The 25,387-nt window shown below is 59.6% G+C and carries 20 protein-coding genes, 1 tRNA gene and 1 pseudogene; 9 read left to right on the top strand and 13 right to left on the bottom strand.

What is annotated here, in order from left to right:
- Window positions 1-246: 246 nt before the first annotated feature.
- Window positions 247-1,296, top strand: a complete 1,050-nt coding sequence (locus WMC41_RS14920; protein WP_432344352.1) for an SIR2 family protein — start codon at window positions 247-249, stop codon at window positions 1,294-1,296.
- Entirely contained in the window at window positions 1,293-3,029 is a 1,737-nt protein-coding gene (locus tag WMC41_RS14915; protein WP_432344349.1) for an ATP-binding protein, read from the top strand. Before WMC41_RS14920 ends, WMC41_RS14915 begins: the two co-directional genes overlap by 4 nt.
- A gap of 218 nt (window positions 3,030-3,247) precedes the next feature.
- Here the strand turns inward: WMC41_RS14915 and WMC41_RS14910 are convergent, their stop codons facing one another.
- A complete protein-coding gene (locus WMC41_RS14910) occupies window positions 3,248-5,056 on the bottom strand; it encodes an ATP-dependent nuclease (RefSeq protein ID WP_432344346.1) in 1,809 nt (602 codons plus the stop codon).
- Window positions 5,057-5,474: 418 nt separating this feature from the next.
- Between WMC41_RS14910 and WMC41_RS14905 the strand changes: the two genes are divergently transcribed.
- Entirely contained in the window at window positions 5,475-6,044 is a 570-nt protein-coding gene (locus WMC41_RS14905) for a tyrosine-type recombinase/integrase (RefSeq protein WP_432344343.1), read from the top strand.
- Between the two features lie 61 nt (window positions 6,045-6,105).
- Here WMC41_RS14905 and WMC41_RS14900 read toward each other — a convergent pair whose 3' ends face one another.
- Window positions 6,106-6,522 carry a hypothetical protein gene (locus tag WMC41_RS14900; RefSeq protein WP_432344340.1) on the bottom strand — a complete coding sequence of 139 codons (417 nt, stop codon included), beginning with the start codon at window positions 6,520-6,522 and terminating at the stop codon, window positions 6,106-6,108.
- 721 nt (window positions 6,523-7,243) lie between these two features.
- Here WMC41_RS14900 and WMC41_RS14895 point away from each other — a divergent pair.
- The 4 genes from WMC41_RS14895 to WMC41_RS14880 all read left to right on the top strand — a co-directional run bounded on the left by WMC41_RS14895 (window position 7,244) and on the right by WMC41_RS14880 (window position 12,419).
- Complete coding sequence (locus WMC41_RS14895) at window positions 7,244-9,670, top strand: DEAD/DEAH box helicase (RefSeq protein ID WP_432344337.1); 2,427 nt, start codon at window positions 7,244-7,246, stop codon at window positions 9,668-9,670.
- A 128-nt stretch (window positions 9,671-9,798) separates the two neighbouring features.
- Window positions 9,799-10,791, top strand: a complete 993-nt coding sequence (locus tag WMC41_RS14890; protein WP_432344334.1) for a hypothetical protein — start codon at window positions 9,799-9,801, stop codon at window positions 10,789-10,791.
- A 124-nt stretch (window positions 10,792-10,915) separates the two neighbouring features.
- Window positions 10,916-11,689 (top strand): hypothetical protein, encoded by a 774-nt coding sequence (locus WMC41_RS14885; RefSeq protein WP_432344331.1) that lies wholly within the window; start codon window positions 10,916-10,918, stop codon window positions 11,687-11,689.
- Between the two features lie 82 nt (window positions 11,690-11,771).
- Complete coding sequence (locus WMC41_RS14880; RefSeq protein WP_432344328.1) at window positions 11,772-12,419, top strand: AAA family ATPase; 648 nt, start codon at window positions 11,772-11,774, stop codon at window positions 12,417-12,419.
- A 97-nt stretch (window positions 12,420-12,516) separates the two neighbouring features.
- On the opposite strand, the gene WMC41_RS14875 is transcribed toward WMC41_RS14880, so the two are convergent.
- The 3 genes and pseudogenes from WMC41_RS14875 to WMC41_RS14865 all read right to left on the bottom strand — a co-directional run.
- Window positions 12,517-13,284 (bottom strand): DUF2958 domain-containing protein, encoded by a 768-nt coding sequence (locus WMC41_RS14875; RefSeq protein ID WP_432344325.1) that lies wholly within the window; start codon window positions 13,282-13,284, stop codon window positions 12,517-12,519.
- Between the two features lie 236 nt (window positions 13,285-13,520).
- A complete protein-coding gene (locus tag WMC41_RS14870; protein WP_432344322.1) occupies window positions 13,521-13,967 on the bottom strand; it encodes a DUF6641 family protein in 447 nt (148 codons plus the stop codon).
- Between the two features lie 79 nt (window positions 13,968-14,046).
- A pseudogene (locus WMC41_RS14865) lies at window positions 14,047-14,211 on the bottom strand (flagellin); the annotation flags it as partial.
- 108 nt (window positions 14,212-14,319) lie between these two features.
- Between WMC41_RS14865 and WMC41_RS14860 the strand changes: the two are divergent.
- Window positions 14,320-14,739 (top strand): hypothetical protein, encoded by a 420-nt coding sequence (locus tag WMC41_RS14860; protein WP_432344320.1) that lies wholly within the window; start codon window positions 14,320-14,322, stop codon window positions 14,737-14,739.
- A 6-nt stretch (window positions 14,740-14,745) separates the two neighbouring features.
- Here the strand turns inward: WMC41_RS14860 and WMC41_RS14855 are convergent, their stop codons facing one another.
- From WMC41_RS14855 to xylF, 5 genes are all read right to left on the bottom strand, one after another.
- Window positions 14,746-16,191, bottom strand: coding sequence for a tyrosine-type recombinase/integrase (locus WMC41_RS14855; protein ID WP_432344318.1), 1,446 nt, complete (start codon window positions 16,189-16,191; stop codon window positions 14,746-14,748).
- 205 nt (window positions 16,192-16,396) lie between these two features.
- A tRNA-Arg gene (locus WMC41_RS14850) sits at window positions 16,397-16,473 on the bottom strand.
- Between the two features lie 166 nt (window positions 16,474-16,639).
- Window positions 16,640-17,425 (bottom strand): ATP-binding cassette domain-containing protein, encoded by a 786-nt coding sequence (locus WMC41_RS14845; protein ID WP_245082686.1) that lies wholly within the window; start codon window positions 17,423-17,425, stop codon window positions 16,640-16,642.
- A gap of 14 nt (window positions 17,426-17,439) precedes the next feature.
- Window positions 17,440-18,753 (bottom strand): sugar ABC transporter permease, encoded by a 1,314-nt coding sequence (locus tag WMC41_RS14840; RefSeq protein ID WP_245082688.1) that lies wholly within the window; start codon window positions 18,751-18,753, stop codon window positions 17,440-17,442.
- A 175-nt stretch (window positions 18,754-18,928) separates the two neighbouring features.
- On the bottom strand, window positions 18,929-19,969 hold the full coding sequence (gene xylF, locus WMC41_RS14835) for a D-xylose ABC transporter substrate-binding protein (protein ID WP_245082689.1): 1,041 nt from the start codon (window positions 19,967-19,969) through the stop codon (window positions 18,929-18,931).
- Window positions 19,970-20,211: 242 nt separating this feature from the next.
- On the opposite strand from xylF, the gene WMC41_RS14830 reads away from it, so the two are divergent.
- A complete protein-coding gene (locus WMC41_RS14830; RefSeq protein ID WP_432344315.1) occupies window positions 20,212-21,432 on the top strand; it encodes an ROK family transcriptional regulator in 1,221 nt (406 codons plus the stop codon).
- Window positions 21,433-21,650: 218 nt separating this feature from the next.
- Here WMC41_RS14830 and iolG read toward each other — a convergent pair whose 3' ends face one another.
- From iolG to WMC41_RS14815, 3 genes are all read right to left on the bottom strand, one after another.
- On the bottom strand, window positions 21,651-22,643 hold the full coding sequence (gene iolG / locus WMC41_RS14825) for an inositol 2-dehydrogenase (RefSeq protein WP_432344312.1): 993 nt from the start codon (window positions 22,641-22,643) through the stop codon (window positions 21,651-21,653).
- A 105-nt stretch (window positions 22,644-22,748) separates the two neighbouring features.
- Window positions 22,749-23,768: an ABC transporter permease gene (locus WMC41_RS14820; RefSeq protein ID WP_064330880.1), complete on the bottom strand. Its 1,020-nt coding sequence runs from the start codon at window positions 23,766-23,768 to the stop codon at window positions 22,749-22,751.
- A 52-nt stretch (window positions 23,769-23,820) separates the two neighbouring features.
- Entirely contained in the window at window positions 23,821-25,359 is a 1,539-nt protein-coding gene (locus WMC41_RS14815; RefSeq protein ID WP_272806159.1) for a sugar ABC transporter ATP-binding protein, read from the bottom strand.
- Window positions 25,360-25,387: the final 28 nt, after the last annotated feature.

The following is a 25,387-nucleotide window of genomic DNA, read 5'->3' as shown; positions in this document are numbered from 1 at the left end:
TTACGCGCGCGGGACGCGTTAGCCGACGTTTCCGCCGCAACAGACGCTTTTCGCTAGACGAACCTTGACGTATGGTGAGTGCGGGGGGAAGTAATGCGGTATATTCACACATCTGACTCGCAGTTTGGCAAACCGTTCGGGCGCGCACCGCGCTCCTTGAAGCGCGACTTAACGCTATGGATGCGCTGACTGCGGACCATGCAGACGGCATCTCGTTTCGCTTAGATCGATCAAGGGGGCACATATATGGCGGCCAAGAGCGCAGCCGAAATCGCGCAAGGGTTTGCCCAAAGTGCACTAAGTGCGACCCCAGTAATCATTCTCGGGAGCGGCGCATCAGCCGCCCACGGCGTCCCTGGCATGGGAGCGCTCGCGGCACATCTCATGGGGGCGGCACAGCCCCCTGTATGGACGGTCGAGGAGAACAGGGAATGGGATGCCTTCCTGTCGCATCTCAAGGCTGGGACCGATCTCGAAAGCTCTTTGCAGGCGGTCCGGCCGACCGACCGTCAGACCCATTTCATCGCCAGCGCGACGCGGGAATTCCTGCTGCCATCCGACTTGGCCGTGCTGTCGACGCTGCTGGCGGACCGGCACCATCTGCCTCTGTCTAGGCTCTATAGGCACCTCTTCGACAGCACCCACACGACCCTCCACGTCGTCACACCCAATTACGATCGTCTCGCCGAATATGCCGCCGATGCGGCGGACGTAGGCACCTTCACCGGGTTCAATTACGGCTATCTTCAATCGCGCGCGCGCGATCCCAGAACGCGGATCACGATCAGAGGTCGCGAGACGCGCACGGTCGCGATCTGGAAGGTTCATGGCTCGCTCGACTGGTTCCAGGACGCCGCAAAGCAAATCATCGGGATACGCAGCGCCCTCGCCGTCCCGCCCGACTATGCGCCGCTCATGATCACACCAGGGATCGACAAATATCGCCTGACCCACGGGGAACCCTTCCGGACGATCCTCGGGTGCAGCGATAACGCGCTGGAGAATGCCCGCGCATATTTTTGCGTCGGTTACGGCTTCAATGACGAGCATGTCCAGACCAAGCTCATCGAGCGCTGCGACCGCGATTCCACGCCACTCGTCGTCATTACCAAGGAGCTGACGCCGACCGCCAAGACCTTTCTGACGAGCGGCCGTTGTCGGCGGTTTCTCGCCATTGAAGACGGCCCAGCGGGAGCGCGTGCCTATATGCACGATGCGCCAACGGGCTTCGATCTCGACCAGCCGCTGTGGCGGCTCGACCGATTCCTCGACCACATAACAGGGACACCGGCATGAGCATACTCGATTTCACCGACGAAGAAGCGCTCGGGCGCGTCCAATCAGTAGACACCGCCACAGTTATCGTTCGCGTCGACGACGTCGAGGCGCTGCGCGCCCTCCAGGTCAACCGGCTGGTCGCGCTCCAGAGCAGCCTCGCCGGCCACAAACTCATCGGCGTCATCCATAAGATCACCCGCACCGCGCTCGAAGAGGCGAAAGTGGCGGAGGTGGAACGGGGCGAGGAAGCCCATCCCGAGGTTAATCTGGTCCGAATCACGTTGATCGGCACCTTGCTCGACCGCGACGGGAGCCGCGCAAACATCTTCCGCCGCACCCTCGAAACCGTGCCGGAGATCGATGCCTGCTGCTTCGCACTCGAAGGCGAGCGGCTGACCCGCTTCATGGGCGTGATTTCGGAGGTAACAGGGCGCGCCCAGCGTCTTTCGCTCGGCGCTTACACGCTTGATCCCAACGCCGAAGCCTATGTCAACGGCAACAAGCTCTTTCAGCGCCATGCACTCGTCGTCGGCAGCACGGGTTCCGGCAAATCCTGGACGACCGCCCGGCTGCTCGAACAGGTCGCCGAGTTGGAGAGCGCCAATGCGATCGTCTTCGACATGCACGGGGAATACGCCTCCATGGCGGGCGACGGCTTCGTGCATCTCCGCGTCGCGGGACCTGGTGACATCGAGGCGGGCAAGGGTCTCGCCGACGGGGTGCTTCATCTGCCCTACTGGCTGATGAGCTACGAGGCACTGGTCTCGATGTTCGTCGATCGCAGCGACCAGAACGCACCCAATCAGGCGATGGTTATGTCTCGCGCCATCGTCGAGGCCAAAACTGGCTTCCTGACGGCTGGCGGCCATACTGACGTTCTCGCCAATTTCACGATCGACAGTCCTGTGCCGTTCGCGATCGCATCCGTGCTCGCCGAACTGGACCGGCTGAACACTGAGATGGTGCCCGGCGCCCGGACCGAAAAGCAGGGCGATTTCCACGGGAAGCTCAGCCGCCTGATCCAGCGTCTCGAAGGTAAGCGCACTGATCGCCGGCTCGGGTTCCTGTTTCCTGCGCCTGGCGTCGCCGACAGCTACAAATGGCTGGACGAAGCCGTCACGCTGTTGCTCGGGGGGCGGGCTGCGAAGGGTGGCAAGGGCGGCGTGAAAGTGATTGATTTCTCTGAGGTGCCCTCGGACATTCTGCCGCTGATCGTAGGCATGGTCGCGCGCATGGCATTCCACGTCCAGCAGTGGAGTGCCCAAGGCGCCCGGCATCCGGTCGCGCTGTTCTGCGATGAAGCGCATCTCTACATTCCGCAGGACGTGACATCCGGGGCAGCGGAGAATGCTATTGCGACCTTCGAGCGCATCGCTAAGGAAGGCCGCAAATATGGCGTTGGACTGGTGGTGATCAGCCAGCGCCCCGCGGAGGTAAACCGAACCGTCGTAAGCCAATGCAACAATCTGATTGCCATGCGGCTGACCAACGGTGACGATCAGACCGTCGTGCGTCGCTTGCTGCCGGACAGCTTGGGTGGGTTCGGCGACCTGCTGCCGGTGCTCGACACCGGCGAAGCGCTGGTGGTCGGTGATGCTATCTTGTTGCCGACGCGCATCCGCATAGCGAAGCCAGTCAATGAACCGCTCAGCGGGACGATCGATTTCTGGGACCGCTGGGCCGATGCCGCAGCCGCTGCGGCGCTGGATAAGGCGGTCGAAAGTTGGCGTCGGCAAACGCTCCTAAAATGATCCGAGTTGTAGCTATAGCTGCACTAAATCTGTGCGGTTCAATGCGCCCGCCAGAGGCGCCGCCTGCGGAGGATTCTCCGAGCGCCGCTCATGTAGCGGAGCGATAAAACCGTTAGTGACGATCAGCAAAGCATCACGTCCCAATCGTCTCGACTTCAGCAGCTTATGGCACTGATAACGAGGCAGCGAACGGCAAGAATGGGGCGCAAAGCCGCTCGTCAATCGGCTACGCCGAGGAAGGAAAGCGCGTCTCTCAACAAGGGCTCAAAATTAGCAAGTGTGGTCTTACAATTCGCGTCTTCCTGCTTGCACACTCGTTCGGCCGTTGAGATCTTATGCTCATTAGCGAAGTCGAACTTGACCAAATACGCCCAAGTAGGATCCAGGGTTTCTTCGAAGGTAGTTTCGCCGAGCAAAATTTGGTCAACGAGGTCTGGTGGGCAGACTTTCGCCAAGGCCCGCCTCTCCAATTTTTCCCTCTTCTCTGCCTCCCGCCAGACATCCGGGGGATAGAGCGCTTCGAGTGACGCGTAGACCTCGAAATGAGCCGCGCGGGCGGCTTGCAAGTTCGCTGGCGGTGGGTAGACAAAACACTTTGCCGACTTGACGTTATCAGGTTGCTTGTTGAACGCGGCCTTTGCCTGGCCGGCGTCCCCATCAACAATGCCGACCGCTTTGGGACGCTCGGGGTGATGCTTGTGCTGGGATCGCCATCCGACCAGCATGTCGATGACGTAGGTGTGACCGGCACCATCCCGTTTCGTTTCGAAGCGGACCTGCCCAACCGCTTTGGGGAAAAAGAGTTCAAGAGCCCGAGCCAGCACGATACGATCGCTCTCACCTTCAACAAAGATACGAGGGCAATTTACCTCTGCCAGTTGGGCGGCAATGGCCTTCGTCTCCTCCTGCTGCCGGACTTGTGCAACCATTTCTGCAATACGGGGCGCAAGCATGGCGAGCGTACCCAAGCTCTCATCGATTCCCTCTACTCCGGTCTTGGTCATCGTACCGTCCGTGTCGGTGGCACGCGTTACAAAATGAAGCGCGATCTCATTTTCTTGCTGGCCCAGATCGTAAAATGCAGGCGAATGGGTGGTTAGGAGGATCTGTGCGGTGCCTGCCTTGGCCAATTGGTGGAGTTCGTCCGCTAGCTGGACGGCACTTCCAATCTCTAGGTTGTTTTCGGGTTCTTCATACGCCCAAATGCTGCTAATTGGGGGGCCCCCTCTCTTTTGCAGTGCCGCCTTCTTTTCCGCCATGAAGCGCAGAATTAGTGGGATATGTCTCGCCTTTACCCCGTCGCCCCGATTGTTCAGCGAGACCGATTTCTCTCCGCTGAGGAAGTCAAGTCTTTCGAAAATGTGATAGAGGTCCCTAGGCAGCGCCAGCTTCGTCTCGAAGCCAAGAGACGCCGAGATACTCGTCGTCAACTCGTTGAGGTGATCGCCAATCGATTGTTCGAACGCGGTACTGGACTCATGGAAGGTGCGGGCAGCGACTTCCGAGATGATGCCGTAAATCCGCCCCCGCAAGTCATCGAAGTAATCCGAATCCTTTATAGCCGGCACGTACTCGAACTCGATCTTACGAAGTAGCGCGTGGACGTTCGATTTTTCTGGAATCTTGACGTCTTCTCGAATTTCCTGACCCCGCCTTCCCTTTGAGATGCGTTGACCGTAGTAGTCATACTCCTCGCTCCAAAGCCCGTCTTCGCGCCAACGCTTGGTCCAGATAATCACCTGACCGTTGGTCGCATGGTAGCTTTCTGGCAGCGCGATCTCGACACGAACAAGCACCTCGCGCGCCTTACGCGCTCGCACCGGCGCGAAAAAATTATAGTCTTCTGCGAATGCAAACTCGACGCCTGGATTGGTCTGTTCATTAAAGAAAAGGTTCAGGGCCCGAAGGATGTTTGATTTACCGCAGTCGTTCCGGCCAACGAAAATCGCCAATTGCGAAAGATCGGCGTCTACAGATTTTATGGATCTGAAGTTTTCAATATGTATTGATCTAAGTGTTGCTGCCACTGCTCCCCCCGGCGTCGCCACCCCGAATAATGCGTCCAAACGAATCGCCCCTCGACCCGCTTAATCAGGGGTAGAACATAGCTCAAATCGCGCCAAGCCTTTCCGGCATTCGCAGCGTTAACATGAATGACTGAGTCGTCCGCAGACGAGGCGTTCACGGCGTTCCCATGAATAAGCGATTGGCGGCTTGGAGGTATGGTCTCAAAGAACCTGAACGGCAGGAATCGGAGCATAGCTGCCGTTCTCCCAGGACGGTGAGGAAAACCTCATAAAACACGTATTTTCTGACGTTCTCGATACGGCGGGTAGGAACACCTTGATTTAGCAGAGCTTCTTTCCGCGCCAATCTCCGGTCGCTCTTTTCGCCAGACGGCAACATAACGAAAGGCACGAAACCCCTGCCTTTTGTGAGGTTTGCATGAAACAGGCCCGCGTGTTGACGGAAACGGAATTCAAACGGCTGCTGGCCGTCGTGGCGCAGATGAAGCACGCGGGAAGGAACCGGCTGGCCCTGATGCTGTCCCATCTCGCAGGATTGCGCGTTGGTGAGATTGCGGCCTTGACGGTGCGTGATGTCGTCGATGGCGACGGCAAGGTCCGGGAGCAATTGCGGTTGCGAGCAGAGATCACCAAGGGCGGCCATGCCCGAACGGTTTTCCTGAATGAACGGCTCCGCCGGGAGATCGAACGATACCGAACCGATTGGCCCGAGGGCGGAAATGATGATGCTCCGTTGTTGATGACGCAAAAGCGAACGGCGTTCAGCCCGAACACGCTTTGCCAGTTGATGGCACAGCTATATCGGCTTGCCGGTCTCGATGGTGCGACATCGCATAGCGGGCGGCGCTGGTTCATCACGAAGCTCGCGCATTCCGGTGTCAGCCCGAAGGTGATCATGACGTTGGCCGGTCATCGAAACCTGACGACGACGCAACGCTATATCGACGTTCGGGACGACATGATGAAGGCGGCGGTCGATCTGCTTTAGGATAGGCTTGTCGCCAATGGCGACAAGGGAGCCCATTCCGAACGGAATGGGCTGTCGATAATCAAAAAACCTTGAACGCCGTCAGCTTGTCGAGGAAACCTCGAATTTGCTCGGCAGGACGTCGGCTCTCCTCCAGTTGCTGACGGTTGCAGTTTGCAAGGTGTCCCTCATCGCCATGATCCGGTAGCTTCCTCTCAAGCCGATGAATATCGACCATGGCTAGGAGTTCCTGCTGGTGCCGGCTGAGATCGGTGTAAAGGTCCAGCATCCGCCTCGCTCTGTTCGCCCGCTCTTTTATCTGCTCTTCGAAATGGTCGATAACCCTGTCAGGGACGGCGCGGCCCTTGGCTTTTGAGGAAGAGAGATAGCTTGGCCCTCTTCCCAGCCACATCTCAGAAAACTGTGCTTGCCCGGCAACGATACCCATCTCCTTCATGCGGTCATACACCCGACTGATAAATTCTAAATTCCGTTCCATGCTCGATCCTTCCTATGCGTGCATACGTGCTGCTTGCTGCTGCATTCGTATTTAAGGATCGGCGGGAACGGTCATTCTCAGAGCAACATCTTCCTCTTGGAGGAACACGGACCGGACTTTCTGCATGGCGAACCTCTCAAGGTATTTCCTCGTCAAGCTTTGCTTGCTTTTGGGAGGCAAAATTTCCTCTGAGCATGAACAGCACCTGCATTTGCTTGCTGGAGGTCCACATTTCGCTTGCCTCTGCACCAGACGAAATCCGTGTTGGCTTTCATCATCGGCCTTGCTGTCTTCCCCTAATAAAGCAGCTTCGCGTTAGTGGCGAAGCCGAGAAGTATTACATTAGGAGAAGCTACTTTCGCACGAAACGACCTTATATAAGGTCGTTTCGTGCAAACTTTATCGCCCCTAAACCGGAGGCGATATTGGCCCTTATGTTGTGGCAACCAGACAAAACTTGGTCGGGAACACGCAAGCAGAAATGGGCTCCCGCAAGCTCAAGGGGAACCATTAGTACCTGACAAGTCCGTTGTACTCCTGCAACTTTTTTCACCTGCACCCTCGAAATCGGCAACAGGGCGAACCGCTGGAGATAAATAGAAGGAACACGAGGTTGGGCGACTGAGATGTTCAGATGGTTCGACTTCGTGGGCTTCCCAAAAAATGAACTGCCGAACCTGATCGCCCAACGCAGGTTCGGCACATTTTTTTGGAAGTGACTATGGATATTATCAATTACGTGAGCGCGTGCGCCGGCTCAGGAAAAACAACGGCGGCACTTCAGGCAATCAGCAACGGTATCGAGCGAGCAGGCTTTCGCTTCGTTCTCGCCCAGCCCACCAAGCTTCTCGTCCATTCGACACTGGAACGAGCCCGCGCCCTGCATCCGCAAATCAATTGGCGCGCAATCACCAGCGATGAGCATCCGGGAAAGGCCCGCAGTGAATTCATCGCCGCAATCGGCAGCAAAGAAGAAACGGCGATCATCACCACGCACGCCACATTATTGTCGTGCTGGCGCATTGCGGGAAAGCACCGCTGGAACCTGATCGTGGACGAAATCCCGGCAATCGACGCAACCTTCCGCGCCAATCTCAGCATAACATGGGACTGGTGGACCTCGCTCATCGACGTTTCGGACAACGAGCTTTGCGACAATGTGCTCGATGTCCACGTCAAGGCCGGCCAGCATGCGTTGGTCGAGACGTACGCCCACAATGAACCGGGCGATGACGTGATCAAGGTTACTCAGCCTCTATGGGAGCGCCTTGCCAATGCGCATTGGTCTTCCGTGATGACCCGTAGCAGTTGGCAGACGGCCGGGTATAAAGGGACGGCGCAGATGATAGCCCATTCCTGGCTGAAACCGACGATCTTCGATGGCTGGAACCGCGTCACCATTATGGGGGCCAACTTCGAGAACTCCCTGATGCACATGGTCTGGTCGGAGCAGGGCGTCGGTTTCGTTCCTGACGATCTGATCCATATTGCTGCGCCGACCCACACGAAAGAAACCGGACGTCGGTGCCGCGTTCTCTATATAACCGAACGCAGGTGGTCGAAGACGTTGCGTGACAAGATCGGCATGCCGAGGATTACCGGCGCATTGCAGCCATCGGTGCCCGGACAGCATATCTGGGTCGCCAACAAGGATGTCGAGGACTGGCACTGGAAGCTTGAACAGGGAACCCGGCTTCCTGCTGTCGCTCATGGCTTGAACGACTTCCGGGACCATACCCGCGCGGTGTTTCTCGCGGCCCTGAACGATTGCAATCCGCATTTTACGTGGATGCAGAAGCAGTGGGGCATCGAGCCATGCGAACTCAGCAAGGCGAAGGCTCAGGAAGTCGCCTATCAGATGATCATGCGCACGAACCTGCGTGAGGCAGATGGCGTAGCAGAGGTGACGGTCATCGTTCCTGATCGTCGTACTGCCGATTACATTTGCGATCTGCTGCCCGGATCGAAACAAAACTTCCTCGATCTCGGCATTTGCGAACTCGGTGAAAACAGACGCAATACGCCAAGCAAGGCTCCGGCCAAGACGGCAACGGAACGCTCGAAGGAGCGTTACGAGAGAGAGGTGCAACGCAAGAGCGACCTTGAACAGCTTGGCCATCTCATCAGGAATATCCATGGCGTTGCCGACGAACGCGATGCACCGATCCAGCTTTCGTTCGAGGAAAACATCTTCAGCAGGAATATCGCTGCCGAGACCTTCCAGACATGGGACGAGGTGTATCGTCTTCTGGAAAACGTCTGGTCCCTGACCATCAAGGACAAGCACGACAACCTGCTCATGAACGGTGGAATTTTCCGGGTTGGAGATGGCGAGACCGTCAAGGGGCTCGACAATTTCACCCATAGCCACATGCTTCAGCTCGATTTCGACGACAGCGAGCTTGATCCGCGGGAACTGGCGCTCCTGCTCTCCGACATCAAGCATGTCGCCTATAACAGCTTCAACAACGGTCGGGATGGTCTTTTCCGTTATCGCGTCGTCGTTCCGCTTGCCTCCCCTGTCACCGTCGAAATCTACCAAGGTTTCTGGGACATCATTGCTGCTCGCGTCGTTGATGCCGGGTACAGCGTTGGAAAAACGGGCCGTCATTCTGGATTGGCTTCCGGCCTCGACATGAGCAAGAGGACGCCGGTTTCGTGGATGTACCTGCCCAGTCAGGCGTCGAAGAAGCAGCATTCGTTCTGGCTGTCGAACTGGGAAGCTCCGATCCTTCAACCCGCCGAATGGATTTCCCGCATGCCAGCCGAGACACCAGAATATATCGACGCCGACGTTGTCATGAACCACGGTGAGAAATTGCGCGCCCTGATCGACGCGCTAAAGCTGCATGATGCCGGTCAGGACGATGGCGACAAATTCCTTCGTGCCGAAGCTCGCAAGAAGAACGGTTACGAGCGGGCGTTAGAGGCGTGGAAAGCCACCTCTGCTGGAGAAGGAAATGACGGGTTCTTCAGGTTTGCCGCGCAATTGAGATCGTCGGGGCACGACTTGGTGGAGGTTCATCGTCTTCTGAACCAGCACTATCCAGATAGCGCTTCCGTTGCAGGTGATCGGAAAAAGCAAATCCCGAGCATTGAAACCAGCTTAAGACGCGGCGCACTTGAAGCATATAGACATCTGCGATGATGAACACTGGCATAGCCGTTAGAGCGATGCGTCAAGACTGAGGCCAGTCCTATTGGTCTCAGAAATGTCGTTTACACGAATTTTTAGTTTAGTTGTGAGGACATGCTTTTCTAGGCAGGAGCCTCTTGATGTCCGGTACTGACCACCTCACAGATATTCATCATGACGACTTTAGCATATACGAGGCGGTAAAGCGCCTTCGTGACCGACGCATGGCGTTCGATACTGACGATATGGGGATGATCTACGAGCAAACAAAGCGACTGCTCGAAGCCCAAAAGCCCCTGCATTTCGGGCAACCAGACCCGAAACGCCTCAAAATTGGGCTTCCTGCCTATGAAACTTGGGAAGACCGTAGAGATAATGCCGTCAAAATGGCGTTATCCATGCCATCCCATATGATGGATATTCGAGAAGGCGGTTTCGATTACGAGAGTTCTATCGAAGAGAAGGTTGCGCAGGTTGAACAGGATGTCTTGGCTTTGGCCGCTACTGGGGCGGATCATCGGACAGTATTGCTGAACCGTGTTTTGCGGCGATGGGACATCGAGAATTTCGGGACCTCCGTGATTTCGGACGAAAACCCGCTATTCATCGATCCAAATCCTGCGCTTTCACGAGAAACGCTCGAGCACAATGCAAGCCTAAACCCCAAAATGCGAGCGGACCTCTCAGCTTCTCAAATAGGTTTGCCGAGCCTGCCTGAGAAATCATTAGGGCGTAAACGCACTACTCCTCTGAAACTGGAGAAGGTCTATGCAAGGTCGCCATACGCCCGAAGTCGTATTCAATGGCGAGATCGCGAAATTCTTAAAGCCTGTAATGCGTTGCAAATCGTAGCAGATTGGTTCGACGCGAACTTAAAGGACCAATACACTATTTGCTCCTCCGAACGCTTCAAGGTCGGCATGCTATTCGTGTCCAGAACAAAACGTGCTGCTATTACCCATGGCGGACGGCTTGCTATTGCCATCACCAGTGCAGATCGCCCGGACAGGCTTGGTGGCGAGTACGTCCATAATGAAACGCTCTCGCGAAAAGTTACTCACCACTACATTCTGTTCTGCTTCCGTCGCCGTTCGGCAAAAGCGAAGAAAATGTTGGGTGAAAACCGGATTTAAACAACATATTGATTTTTATCGATAATTATTAACGCGGCGTCAGAGAGCAGTTCGATGCTCTGAACTATTCTCCTTCTTGTCCTGAGCAATGGCGCTCACGACTTAAAGCTCGAAGGAGTGTAGAATGGAAAAAGGAACCTCGGTCCTCGACCGAATTAATGAAGTTCAAGCCAAGGTGGTTCGGCTTGAACGCATGTACGTTACTCTGCGTCACCGTACATATGACGTCCTCGCGATAATCCGGAAGTTGACGGAAGACTTTACCGAGAATGACCTTCAGGCCAGCCTCGGTGAAGAACCCCGCAAGACGGACGATCCGGCTATGGTCGCGACAAAGATCGCGTTCCAGAAGGCCACCGACAAAGAGTTCAGAAAGAGGATTAGCGTTTACGCGAAGGTGGTCCGAATCGCCATTGCAAACGAAATCTCTTCTGACGAAATGGTCGGTTGGATCAAAGAGAACGGCGGCATTGAAAAAATCCGCAACGTCAAGTCCGAATCCGAAGGATCATCGGACGAGCAGGAGTACACCAAGGACGGTGTTCGGGTGAAGATGACGGCTGCCGATGTAGACGCCGCCTTCGATAACCTGAAGGCGAACGGGAAGAGCGGCTTCGTCATCGAGAAGGATGCGATGCCTGCGGACCTTCCGATGAAGGGCGATGAGTTCGCACTTATGGTCAAGGCGACCAGTTCGGGCGATTTCGCGATCATGTTCGTGACGCAGTCCGAGGCCGTCATGCAGCCCATGAACCTCGCGCTTAAGGCGGCAATGGTGTCCGATGCGGTTAGCGAAGTGTCGAAAGTGGTAGCCAAGACCGCCAACGACAATAACGCCGAGGTCGATGAAGCCATCGCTGATGCGACCAAGACCGTCGAGAACATCGACGCCGCCTGACGGTTGCAGGCAAAAAACGGGCGGCTTCGGCCGCCCGATCTCTCCCCAAAGAGTTTTTTAGTCTTTTTAGAAAGGATTTCTCATGGCTAAAAGTTTTCGATTCAACCACGCTCCCGACAAGCTCCTCGGGTGCCAGCTTTTCGACAAGTCGCTTAGTACCTTGCTCGCGAGGTACACGTCGGGGGCGATCAACACTCCGCTAATTCTGTTTGGCGAACCGGGTACCGGCAAGACGACGCTGGCGAAGGTGCTCCCAGACGCGATCACCCCCAGCGTGGACCCCGCCAGTGACGTGCGGTTCTTCGACGCCACCGCGAATCCGACCGCAAGGGAAATCAAGGCGCTCGAGCGGTTCGTAAAGACGGTGTCGCAGAACGATGACGGCACCCGTTTCCTGGTCGTCGACGAGGTCGATAGTCTCAGCGCGCCAGCGATGAACGCGTTAAAGGGGCTCGTACAGTTTACGACGAACAGCGCCGACGCCGGCATTTACTTCTTCATGACGACGAATCATCTCAACCGGGTTCCCGAAGCGATCCAGAACCGATGCCAGTCGGTTCATGTCAAAGCCCCGTCACTGTCGCAGATGGTCGAGTATGCGTCTCAGGTGCTTGCCGCTGAGAAGAAGACGATGCCGAGGAACACGCTTGAGCGCCTTCTTGCTTCCAAGGCGCAGGGTGACCGGCTCGACTATCGCAGCATGTTCAACCTGCTTGAGCGGGTCATCTAAAAATTCGTCTACACGAATTTGCGCGGCGGGCTGAAACAGGTTCGCCGTCTGAGGCTCCGGCTCCGTCGGAGCCTCTTGTCGTTCTCGAGCCTGTACCCTATGTCGCACCACGAAGTTTGTACTCGTCGTAAATTGTGCGTTCCCGGAGCCTTGCAAGTGCCGGGAACGTTCTGCATCTCTCCTCAAACATCGCCAGCACCGCCGGGAGAGGACGAGGTTGAGGCAATCGGGGCACGATGCCAGTGAGCTGCATCGTCGCCAGTTCCGGTTCAGCAACGATCCTACCCGTCATGGCCGCAGCTTCGAGATAGGTGCTGATCGGCATCGTCGGCGCAAAGGCTTCGTCTCTCACCAGCTTCATGATGCCGATCAAGGCGTCAAGGCGCAGCAGGTCGGAAATCCAGAGGGGCTGGAATACGGGAGAACCGCCGAGATCATGCAGGACATCGACGGCATGGCCTCGACCTCGACTTCTGGTGACGATGGCCGATGCACCGCGTTCAGGATCGACCAGACGGAGCGCGGGAATGACGTCGCCGCCATTCCTCGCATTTTCCGCCAGCCTCGCCATGATGTGCGCGGGGAAGGTTTGCGCCAGTCGGCCCGTCTCGTCCATCTCGTGAACAGTCAGGCATTTTCGGTCTTCCAGAGCAAACAGCATCACGGCTCTCCATGACAGGCTGGAAAGAAATGCCTGATCCCGGATATGGCCGTCGAGTTCGTATCGAACGCGGAACGGCCGCTTGGCTCTCAGTTTATGGATCGACTTGCCGTCTATATGCAGGTCCGCCAGGAACAGGAGGGCAAGGTCTCGAACTTCGGGGGAAAGTCCGTCTTCGTCCCTGCTGTTTCCGCCTCTTCTCATCCGCGCTCCGTTTGTTGCAGCGGGAGCTAATGCCAGTCCCTTCAAAGAGCGAGCCGGAGAATTGGATTGCGCGCCTCTCAGGGCGCTTGCAGGGGCGGGATAGCCTCAGCTAGCATTCCAGCCTGCACCCGGCGTCCATGAGCCTCTACGGGGCGAGGTGAGGTTGCCGAAGCCCGCTTCGAGCAACGAAAAGGGCGGGAACATGTCCCGCCCTGAAACTGCTATATTGGAAACGCTTAGCTTGCCTTGCGCCGCGTTGCCTTCCGGGCATTCATCGCTGCAAGAAGCTGCTGGTCCAGTTCCCCTGCATGGGTGGCTTCGCGAAGCGTATCGAGAACGGCGGGAAGCGCGCCGAATTCGCCGATCTCGACGGCGTTCTTGTCCTTGGCGAACTCGATGGCCTTGCCAGCATAGCGCAATGCGAAGAACGTCTTGCCGGTCTTGTCGGTGAACCAGCCAGGGCGAAGACGCTTCTTCGCCTCGACACGAACGCGATTTCCTGCTGCATCCTTGCGGGTGACGATGTGGACGGCGATGTATTCGGTGCCGGAAATCTTGGCCTCAGCCATCGCCTTCTGTTCCGAAAGGGCAGCGATGACGGTTTCTCGTGCCCGTTCGACCGGATCGGAAGACGGACGGGCGGGCTCTGCATTGGCGAGCTTGAGGGCCTTCAGGTGCGACATGCTGCAATCCTTTCCGAAAACGTTGAAGTGTCTTCGGGATACAGTCGTCTGCCAAAAGAGCGACCAAAGATTACCGATCCTACTGGAATAGTTGCCGGATATTCTCGCCGTTCGTGTTGGCGATAGACAGGGACTGGATGGCAAGCTGCTGCTGTGTTTGCAGTGCCTTGAGCCGGGTCGATGCCTCGTTCATATCCGCATCCACAAGACGGCCAATGCCCTTGCTAATCGAATCCTGCAAGACAGTCGCGAAATCCTGCTGCATGGCGAACTGACCCTTGCGGCCACGTTGCAAACGGCAACGCAGGAACAGGCAGTCACGAAGCTGGACGAGACGCTCGCGGAAATGATCATGAAACGTGACGAGCTGCGCCGAAAGGAACATCGGCTGGCTCAGGCGGTGGAAGACAACGGCCAGTCGCTCGAAACGATCCTCGACTTGCTGGGAGTGCGGCAAGCGGAACGGCAATCGATCGAAATCGAGATTGGCAGGCTCCAGCAGGACCGGCACAGACTTGTCGCCAAGCAGCATCGCCCTGTTGCCGCCGATGAACGCCTCGGTGCTTTACGAAAGGCATGGGAAACGACGAGCAACAGTGACGAGCGATATGCATTGCGCTCAGAAGCTCATGCAGCTATTCGCGAAATCCTAACGGAAGTCACTTTCGACAGCTTCAGTGACACCGCCATGCTTGTCATCGCCAACGGCATCAGGGCCTACATCATTCGCGACGGCCGGATTGAACGCAGGTTCGATGCGTTTGCGGCCTGACGGCTATTATTCCGATCCTGTCTTGCGTTTTTCGGAAGAATGCAGATTGCCTGTATCTTCGCCTTTTCTCAATTTCCGCGAATGCCTTTCGAGAGCGGAAACTTTGTAGTCGGTCGCCCGATCTGCCGCATCAAACTCAGCTTCGCTATACCAATCTTCGTATCCGCGACGGAGACTGTCCTTGATTTGCTCCGTGCTGACTTGCGCATAGTGCTTGTCGATCATGGCAATCGAGGTGCGCGTGTTGCGGGCGATGTCGTGGACAGGAACGCCTTCTTCGATGCGCGACGAAATATAGTAGTGCCGAAGGGAATAGGGTGTTCGGCGCACTCCACGGTGATCGCGTTCCAGATTGGCCGCTTTTAACGCTTCGGCAAAGCCACGCTTGAAGGAACTGATCCGTTTTCCCTCATGATTGGCGAAGAGCGGATCGTCGTCGTTCGGCTCGCGTTTAAGCTCCTGCTCGAACAGGTCCCACAACATGCCTAAAGCGTAGATCGCGCTGGGAAGAGGCACGCTGATGCCGTGCTTTCCCTTGCCTCTTACCTGTAATCGAGCGTCTTGCTGATGATCGGGCTTGTTACGGGTTTCACGGAAAAGCAGGATGTTGCCCCAAGTCAGGTTCTTGGCTTCCGTCGGTCGCAAGCCCGTGTTGCCCATGAGAAGGATATAGGCGTAAAGCCGGATGCGATCCGCACGGATGTGTTTGCTAGGCGGTGGCAGCTTCCACGTTCTGCCGTCCTTTGCCTGAACCTGCCTTTCGCTCGTAAAGCTCTCATAGATGCGCTTTTCGCAAACTCGCAGCAATGTGTTGTACTCTGCGCCTGTGAAGCTCGGGCGGCGGTTATCCACGCGCTTGCGGGTTTTTGTTGATGGCATGACGAGCGGCTGACAATAACCCCAACGAGCCGCTTGCTCGAAAATGCCGCGGATGATGACCATCTCGCCGTTGAGGGTGCTGAGCGCGGCCACCTTTCGGGGGGCAGCGCGGCTATAAATCCGACCATTGCGCTCGCAGCGGATTTTCTCGATCTTCGTTCCGGGGCCGGATGTCCAGTAGGTCTTGCGCCATTGCAGATAGCGTTCGAGATCGGCCGATGTGATGGTGTCGATAGGCTTGTCGCCGAAATAAGCCATCGGGAAACGGCGGATGATCGGAGGCCAATAGATCGGGTGGTATTTGCTGCGTTCGTCGGCGGAAGCCTCGAACTCGACCTTCTTGATGAATTCCTCTGCCACCTTGGAGAAAGGTTGCTCGTCGATGGTGAGGCCCTGTTTCAACCGATAGGTCTGCTCGTGCCAGATCTGGTTTGCGAGGCGCAAGGCTTCGGCTTCGTCAGGCGTTTGCAGGGATTTTTTGATCTGCTTGCCGTCCATGCTGTATCGCATGGACCAGTTTTTCGTGCCTGGGCGCTGGAAAAGAACGAATGGCTGCTTGGTACGCTGTAACATGAACCCGGTTTCCAATGGTGTTACTACGATAGCGCGACTGCGCTAAGACTGTGCTAACGGGCGTCCCGCACAGTTTTCACCGGCATTGAAAAGTTTGAGTTTTTTCCAACGCAAAAATGCGACTGGGCTAGGACTGCGCTAGCTTATTTCTGGAATATCAGAGATCAAGCGAAGACTGATAAGTCAATAAAATCAATAAGTTCGGTGGCGCACCCGACAGGATTCGAACCTGTGACCTTTGGAATCGGAATCCAACACTCTATCCAGCTGAGCTACGGGTGCTTGCCTAGGCGATGACTCGCCTGTCCGATGAGAGGGTTCTTAGCCTAGCTGGGGGCGGGCTTCAATCGGGAAAATGCAGAAAGGGCAATCTGTTCTGGCGGCTGTGCGCTTTGGGCCGCCTGGGATAGGAAGCCGCCGGGTGGCCGGCGGCTTTCGGTCGTCCTCGTCAGGCGGTCTGCATGGCGCCGGGGCCGGGGATGGCCTTTTCCGGGACCTTGCCGAGGATGATCATGCCCAGCACCTCGTCCTTCGTCACGTCCTCGGTGCGGGCGTGGCCGACGACCTGGCCGTTCTTCATCACCGAGACGCGGTCGGCGAGGTCGAAGACGTCGTGGATGTCGTGGCTGATCAGGAAGATGCCGATGCCTTCCTTCTTCAACTGCTTGATCAGTTCGCCGACCTGCGCCGTCTCCTGGGGGCCGAGGGCGGCGGTGGGTTCGTCCATGATCAGGATGCGGGCGTTGAAGAGGATCGCTCTTGCGATGGCCACTGACTGGCGCTGGCCGCCGGAAAGCGCCTTCACCGGCTCCTTGAAGCGCTGGAAATTGGGGTTCAGGCGGCCCATCACCTCGCGGGTCTTCGCCTCCATCGCCACGTCGTCGAGCGTGCCCCAGGGGGTCCTGAGCTCGCGGCCGAGATAGAGGTTGGCGGCGGCGTCGACATTGTCGGCGACGGCGAGCGTCTGGTAGATCGTCTCGATGCCGTATTTCTTGGCGTCGCGCGGATTGTTGATGTCGGCCGGCTCGCCGTTGATCAGGATCTCGCCGCCATCGCGCTTGTAGGCGCCGGAGAGGATTTTGATCAGCGTCGACTTGCCGGCGCCGTTGTGGCCGAGCAGGGCGACGACCTCGCCGGGATAGAGATCGACCGAGGCATTGTCGACGGCGTGGATGCCGCCGAAGGAGATGGAGATGTTCTTCATCTCCACGAGGGGCGTACGGGTGTCCGTCATTTTATGGGCTCCTCTTACTTGGCGCGGGCGCGGTAGACCGTGTCGAGCCAGACGGCAACGACAAGGACCATGCCGACCACGATGCGCTGGAACGGGGTGTCGATGCCGACCAGCACCATGCCCGATTGCAGCGATTGCATGACGAGGGCGCCGAGCATGGCGCCTGCGATTGTGCCCATGCCGCCGGCAAGCGAGGTGCCGCCGATGACGGCCGCGGCGATGGTGTAGAGTTCGTCGAGTTCACCCTGCGCGTTGGTCGCGGCGTTGAGGCGGGCGGTGGAGATCGCCGCGGCGATGGCGCAGAGCATGCCCATCAGCGCGAAGATCTTGACCGTCACCCAGCGGGTCTTGATGCCGGCGAGTTCTGCCGCCTCCGGGTTGCCGCCGAGCGCGAAGACGTAGCGGCCGAAGCGCAGGCGCGTCGAGATGAAGGTCATGACGATGCCGACCACGATGGCGATCAGCACGGGAATGGCGATGCCGTGCGGGATGAACAGGCCGCCTTCCGGCCAGGCGATGCCGTTGGCGTCGGCATATCTGCGGGCGATGGCGACGGGCCAGGGATAGCTGTTGACGACCGCGATGGCGCCGAGCACGAGGGCGCAGCCGACGGTGGTCAGGAAATATTCGGCCCACATGGGGCGCAGCGGAAAGCCGAAGCGCTTGCGCTGCTTGCGGGAGTTGGCGATCGTCGCGACGATGGCGATGCAGGCGATGACGCCGACGATCCAGCTGGCGGTGGCGCCGATCGAGCCTTCCGTGCCGCCGCCCATCAGGCGGAAGGTCGCGTCCATCGGGGCGACCGTGCGGCCGCTCGTCACGAACCAGGTGGCGCCGCGCCAGACGAGCAGGCCGCCGAGCGTGACAATGAAGGAGGGCACGCTGAGGAAGGCGATGATCGCGCCGTGCAGGGCGCCGATGCCCGCGCCGAGCAGGAGGCCGGCGAGGAGGGTGATCATCCAGGTGGCGGGGTGGTTGAAGCCGAGAAGCTGCGGTAGCAGCTCGGCCTGCAGCACGCCCATGATCATGCCGACGAAGCCGAGGATCGAGCCGACGGAGAGGTCGATGTTGCGCGTGACGATGACGAGCACCATGCCGGTCGCCATCACGGCGACGGAGGCGGTCTGGACCGAGAGGTTCCACAGGTTGCGCGGCGTCAGGAACAGGCCGCCCGACAGGATGTTGAAGCCGATCCAGATGATCAGCATGGCGCCGACCATGCCGAGCAGGCGCGTGTCGATCTCGGTGGCGCGGAAGAAGCGCTTCACCGGATTCTCGCTCGCCGATCGCGCGCGATTGGCATGCGTGGTATTCGTGATGTCGGCCATGGCTTTGCCGTCCCCCCACTTTTGTTGAACGTGTCGTTCGGGCGCTCGGTTGATATCCCGCTTCGAGGATGTATCGCCGCCTCATCCTCCGCCCGCTGTCCATCTTGCGCAAGCGCCGCAACGGAAGCCGTTGCGGCGCCTGGTGATGGTCAGGTCAGTACCGGATCATTGCCCGTCAGTTGCAGGCCGCGACCGAGCCGGCGGCGACGCCCTGGCAGGCCGTTTCCTTCGGGATCCAGCCGGCCTCGATGACGACGTTCAGGTTGTCCTTGGTGATCGGCACCGGCGCGAGGAAGACCGACTTCATCTCGACGCCCTTCGGGCCGCCGTTGAAGGTGGTGACGCCCTCGATCTCGTCCATGGTCTTGCCGGAGGCGAGTTCAGCCGCGATTTCCGCGGCGCGCTTGCCGAGGTCGCGCGAGTCCTTCCAGACCGAGACGGTCTGCGTGCCGAGCGCGACGCGGTTGAGCGCGGCGTGGTCGGCGTCCTGGCCGGAGACCGGGACGGAGCCGGCAAGGCCCTGTGCGGCGAGCGCGGCGATCGCGCCGCCGGCCGTGCCGTCGTTCGAGGCGACGACCGCATCGACCTTGTTGTCGTTCGCCGTCAGGAACTGCTCCATGTTCTTCTGGGCATTTTCCGGCTTCCAGCCGTCGGTATAGGCTTCGCCGACATTCTTGATCTTGCCGGCGTCGACGGCTTCCTTCAGCACTTCCTGCTGGCCTGCGAAGAGGAAGTCAGCGTTCGGGTCGGACGAGGAGCCCTTGATGAACACATAGTTGCCTTCCGGTTTCACCTTGAACACTTCGCGGGCCTGCATGCGGCCGACTTCCTTGTTGTCGAAGGTGATGTAGAAGGCGGACGGGTTCTCGATCAGGCGGTCGTAGCCGACGACCGGGATGCCTTCCGCCGCGGCCTTTTCGATGGCCGGGCCGATGGCTTCCGAATCCTGGGCGAGGACGATGATGGCGTTTGCGCCCTGGGCGATCAGCGATTCGACGTCGGTCAGCTGCTTGGCGGCGGACGACTGGGCGTCAGCCGAAATGTACTTGTCGCCGGAGGCTTCGAGTGCTGCCTTGATGGCGGCTTCGTCGGTTTTCCAGCGCTCTTCCTGGAAGTTCGACCAGGAAACGCCGACCACGAGGTCCTTGGCGTGCGCAACGGAATGCAGGGAAACGATGACGGCAGCCCCTGCCATCAGCTTCAGAACGAACTTCATGATATCCTCCCAAGTGAACACCGGCCGCCTGGACGAACCTCCCGTCCAATCAACGACCGGCCACGATCTACTGTCTCGATGCCCCTCCCGACGGTGCCGGGACTTTTTTCTCGACAGTCGAGAAAATAAATGTCAGAAGTTTCGTAGGCTGTCAACACGGCTTGAAGGCCTTGAACGACGGCGTGACAGATGCTTTGGGAGGAGCATGTGTTGCATCCTTTGAAAGCGAGCGGAAACCGACGATGCTGACCAAGTCGAGCACGGAGCTTGTACGTCAGCAGAACAGCGCGCTGGTGCTCGCCTCGCTGCGCCGGCACGGGCCGCTCGCCCATACCGACATCTCCCATCACACGGGGCTCGCCTCGGCGACCGTCTCGGTGATCACGGCGGAGCTGGAGAAGGCCGAGGTGTTGGAGCGGCGCGAACAGCAGGCGTCGGCCTCGCGCGGGCGGCCGCGCGTCATCTTCGGCCAGCGGCGCGATGCCGGCTATCTCGCCACCGTGCGCATCTCCTCCGACATGGTACAATATTCGCTCGCTGATTACGGCGGCACGCTGCTCGACCGCTTCGAGGAGCCGCGCAACCATGCCGATACCGCGACGCGGCCCTTCACGGAAGCCTTCGTCGCCGCGCTCGACAGGCTGGCGGACCGGTCCCGGATCGACCGCGGGCAGGTGCTGGTCGTGTCGATCAGCAGCAAGGGCCTTGTCGATCCCCTGACGGCACGGCTCGTCTGGTCGCCGGTTTTTGGCGCGCAGCAGGTGGATTTCGCCGCGCTGCTCCAGCCGCCCTGGCGGGCGAAGATCCTCATCAGCAACGAGACGCTGCTTGTCGCCCATGCCATGGCGCTGCGCATGGAGAAGGCGGGGGTGCGCGACCTGCGGGCTGTAGCCGCGCTGTCGCTCGGCCACAGCATCGGTCTCGGCATCGCGCGGTTCGACCGGTCGGGGGAACTCTCGGTCACGGCGCCGAATTTCGGGCACATGCTGAACTCCTCGGACGGCAAGCTGTGTCGCTGCGGCGCGCAGGGCTGCATCGAGGCCTCCGCCGGCTTCTACGGCATCCTGCGCACGGCCTTCGAGGTGCCGCCGGACACGATCCCGGCGAAGTTCGTGCCGCTGGCGGAGATGGATAAGATCGCGCTGCGCGCCCGCCAGGGCCACCGCATGTCGGAATATGCCTTCCGTCAGGCCGGGCTGGCGCTGGGGCAGGGGCTTTCGCGCGTGGTGAGCCTCTACGAGAACATGCCGATCGCCATCACCGGCCCCGGCACGCGCTATTTCGACCTCATCCAGCGGGGCCTGGAGGAGGGGCTGGCGCAATCCCAGCAGGTCCGCCTCTTCGGCGCGCCGCCGATCTCCGTCGTGCCGGAGGAGGCGACGCTGGTGCTGGAGGGTCATCTCGACCGGGCGCTGGCGGAGATGGACCACGATGTCATCGCTGCGAGGGCGGTGGGAGAGTGAGGGGGTAATCGGATGGCCCTGATGCCTGGACGCTCACCCCACTCTCCTCCGTCATCCTCGGGCTTGACCCGAGGATCCACGTATCACCGCTAATCTGGAGTTTGTGGCCTGGATCCTCGGGTCGAGCCCGAGGATGACGGAGGAGGGGGCGGGCGGGGCCTAAACAAAAAGACCGGGCGAAAAAATCGCCCGGCCAGGTGCTTGGGAGGCGGTTTCCGTCAGGCGACGGAGATCTGGCGTTTTTCCTCGACCGACGTCACGGCCGCATCGGCAAGCGCAAGGGCTGCGAGGCCGTCGGCGCCCGACGGCGAGATGGTCGCGCCTTTCTCGATGGCGGCGATGAAGGCCGCGATCTCGTTGGCATAGGCTTCGGTGTAGCGGGTCATGAAGAAGTCGTGCAGCGGCGGGCGGGTGTAGCCGTCGCCGTTGGCGACCTCGATGGAGACCGGGCGCTGGTTCTCGGCAGACACCATGCCCTTCGAGCCGTGCACCTCGATGCGCTGGTCGTAGCCATAGGTGGCGCGGCGCGAGTTGGAGATGACGGCCTGCTTGCCGGACTTGGTCTGCAGGATGACGGAGACGCTGTCATAGTCGCCGGCCTTGCCGATCTCCGGATCGACCAGCACGGCGGCGGTGGCGGAGACCGAGACGACCTCCTCGCCGAGCAGGAAGCGGGCCATGTCGAAGTCGTGGATCGTCATGTCGCGGAAGATGCCGCCGGAGCGCTTGATATAGTCGACCGGCGGGGCGCCAGGGTCGCGCGACGTGATCGTCACCATCTCGACATCGCCGATGCGACCGTCGTCGATCGCCTGCCTGACGGCCATGAAGTGCGGGTCGAAGCGGCGGTTGAAGCCGACCATCAGCTTGCCCTTGGTCTCGTCGACCACCTTCATGCAGGCGCGGACGCGGTCGACGTCGAGGTCGATCGGCTTTTCGCAGAAGATCGCCTTGCCGGCGCGGGAGAAGCGCTCGATGAGGTCGGCATGGGTGTCGGTCGGCGTGCAGATCACGACGGCGTCGATGTCCTTCGCCGCTTCGATCGCCTCGATGGTGCGGACCTCGCAGCCATATTGCCTGGCGATGGCGTCCGCCGCGGCGGGGAACGCATCGGCGACGGCGACGAGCACGGCATCGGGATTGCCGGTCACGGCCTTGGCGTGAACCTTGCCGATGCGGCCGGCGCCGAGAAGACCAAATCTTACAGTCATGTTGTCCTCGTTATGTGGGGAGCGAATAGCGAATAGGGAGTAGCGAATAGGGAGAAATTTTTGGCGAACTATTCGCTATTCGCCATTCCCTATTCGCTCTTTTAACTACGTCTTGCGCTTCTTCTGCCGGTAGACGTCGACGACGACGGCGGCGACGATGATGATGCCCTTGACGATCTCCTGGTAGAAAGCATCGACGCGCAGGAAGGTAAAGCCCGATGTCATGACGCCGAGGATGACGGTGCCGATGACCGTGCCGGTGATGCGCCCGACGCCGCCGGCAAGCGAGGTGCCGCCGATGACGGTCGCGGCAATCGCATCGAGTTCGTACATCACGCCCATGCCGGCCTGGGCGGTCTGGGCGCGGGCCGCGGTGACGACGCCGGCAAGCCCGGCGAGCGCCCCGGCAATGGCGTAGACCTTGACGAGATGGGATTCGACGTTGATGCCGGACACGCGGGCGGCCTGCACGTTGGCGCCGATCGCGTAGGTGAACTTGCCGTAGCGGGTATAGCGCAGCGCGATGTGGAAGATGACGGCGACGACGAGGAAGATCACGACGGGCCAGATGCCGGTGCCGATGAAGTTGAACTGTTCCGTCAGGCCCGAGACCGGCTGGCCCTTGGTGTACCACTTGGAGATGCCGCGGGCGGAGACCATCATGCCGAGGGTGGCGATGAAGGGCGGGATCTTCGTCTTGGCGATGAGCTGGCCGTTGATGAAGCCGGCGAGCAGGCCGACGCCGATGCCGAGCGCGACGGGCACGATGACCGGCATGTCCGTCAGCGAGGGATAGAGCGCGCGCGGCCAGGTGGAGGCCTGCGCCAGCGAGGCGGTGAACATCGCCGTCATGCCGACGACCGAGCCGGAGGAGAGATCGATGCCGCCGGTGATGATCACCTGCGTGACGCCGACGGCGATGATGCCGATGACCGAGACCTGCAGGATGATGATCGTCAGGCGCTGCGGGTTCATCAGGAAGCTCTGGCCGACGAAGATCCAGCCGAGGATTTCATAGACCAGCGCAATGCCGATCAGGACGAGAAAGATGTTGAGTTCCGGCGGGAGCCGGCGGGCAGATTTCTGCGCAGCGGCCTGGGCCTGCGCGGCGGAATTCGTGCTCATGATTACCTCCCTTGCGGCCGCCCGGCGGCCCTGAATATTCCTTGGGCTGATTTCACTGGGCAGCCAGTTCCATGACCTTGACCTGCGTCGCCTCCGCCCGGTCGAGGATGCCGGTGACGCGGCCCTCGTGCATGACCATGACGCGGTCGCTCATGCCGAGCACTTCCGGCATTTCCGACGAGATCATGATGACGGCGACGCCGTCGCGGGCGAGCTCGGTGACGAAGCGGTGGATTTCCGCCTTGGCGCCGACATCGATGCCGCGGGTCGGCTCGTCGAGGATGAGGATGCGCGGATGGGTAAGCAGCCAGCGGCCGATCAGCACCTTCTGCTGGTTGCCGCCTGACAGGTTCTCGATGCGCTCGTGAAGGTTCGGCGTCTTCACCCGCAGCTTCCGGCTCATCTCCTCGCAGACCTTGGTCAGCTCGCCCTCGGCGACGAAGCCGTTCTTGACGAACTTGTCCTGGAGGACGGCGATCTGCATGTTTTCCAGGATGTCGAGTATTAAGAGACAGCCGGTGTCCTTGCGGTCTTCCGTCAGGAACGCCATGCGATGCCGGATCGCCGTGTTCGGACTGTCGATGGTCACCGGCTTTCCGTTGATCTCGATGCTGCCCGAGGTCGCCGGCGTCACGCCGAAGATCGTCTCGGCGACGTTCGAGCGGCCCGAGCCGACGAGGCCGGCAAGGCCGAGGATCTCGCCGGCGCGCACGTCGAAGGACACGTCGTGGAACACGCCCTTGAGGGTGAGGTTCTTCACCGAGAGGACGACGTCGCCGATCGGCACCTCCTCCTTCGGGAACATCTGGGTGATCTCGCGGCCGACCATCATGCGGATGATGTCGTCGCGCGTCACGTCGGTCGAGGCATGCGTGCCGATATACTTGCCGTCGCGGAACACCGAGAATTCGTCGGCGATCTCGAACAGCTCGTTCATCTTATGGGTGATGTAGACGATACCGATGCCCTGCGCGCGCAGGTCCCGGATGATGGTGAAGAGGTGCTCCACCTCGCGCTCGGTCAGCGCCGAGGTCGGCTCGTCCATGATGAGCACGTCGCTCTCGTAGGAGACGGCCTTCGCGATCTCGACCATCTGGCGGTTGGCCACCGAGAGGTCGCGCACCTGGGTTTCCGGGTCCATCACGATGTTGAGGCGCTTGAAGAGCGCGGCCGTCTTGCGGTGCATCTCGCCGTGATCGACGAAGCCGAAGCGGTTCTTCGGCTCGCGGCGGATCCAGATGTTCTCGGCGACCGTCATGAAGGGCATCAGGTTGAGTTCCTGATGGATCATGGCGATGCCGTTCTCCAGCGCGTCGAGCGGCGATTGCAGGCGGATCTTCTGGCCCTTGAGCAGCACCTCGCCCTGGTCGGGCGTGTAGATGCCGGCGAGGATCTTCATCAGCGTGGATTTGCCCGCGCCGTTCTCGCCCATCAGCGCATGCACGGTGCCGCGCTTCAGCTTGAACTCGACGTCGTCAAGCGCGACGACGCCCGGAAATTCCTTGCGGATACCTTCCGCGGACAGCAGATATTCGGCATTCGGAATGGCGCCGCTTGCACGAACCGCGGCCATGGTGGTCGGACTGACCATCGTCCCCTCCCTCCCGGAGCAACCAGAA

The organism is Shinella yambaruensis, from assembly GCF_050859155.1.
GTDB classification, from domain to species: domain Bacteria; phylum Pseudomonadota; class Alphaproteobacteria; order Rhizobiales; family Rhizobiaceae; genus Shinella; species Shinella yambaruensis.
The sequence above is the reverse complement of the archived record's forward strand: the minus strand, read 5'-3'. Positions and strand labels throughout refer to the sequence as shown.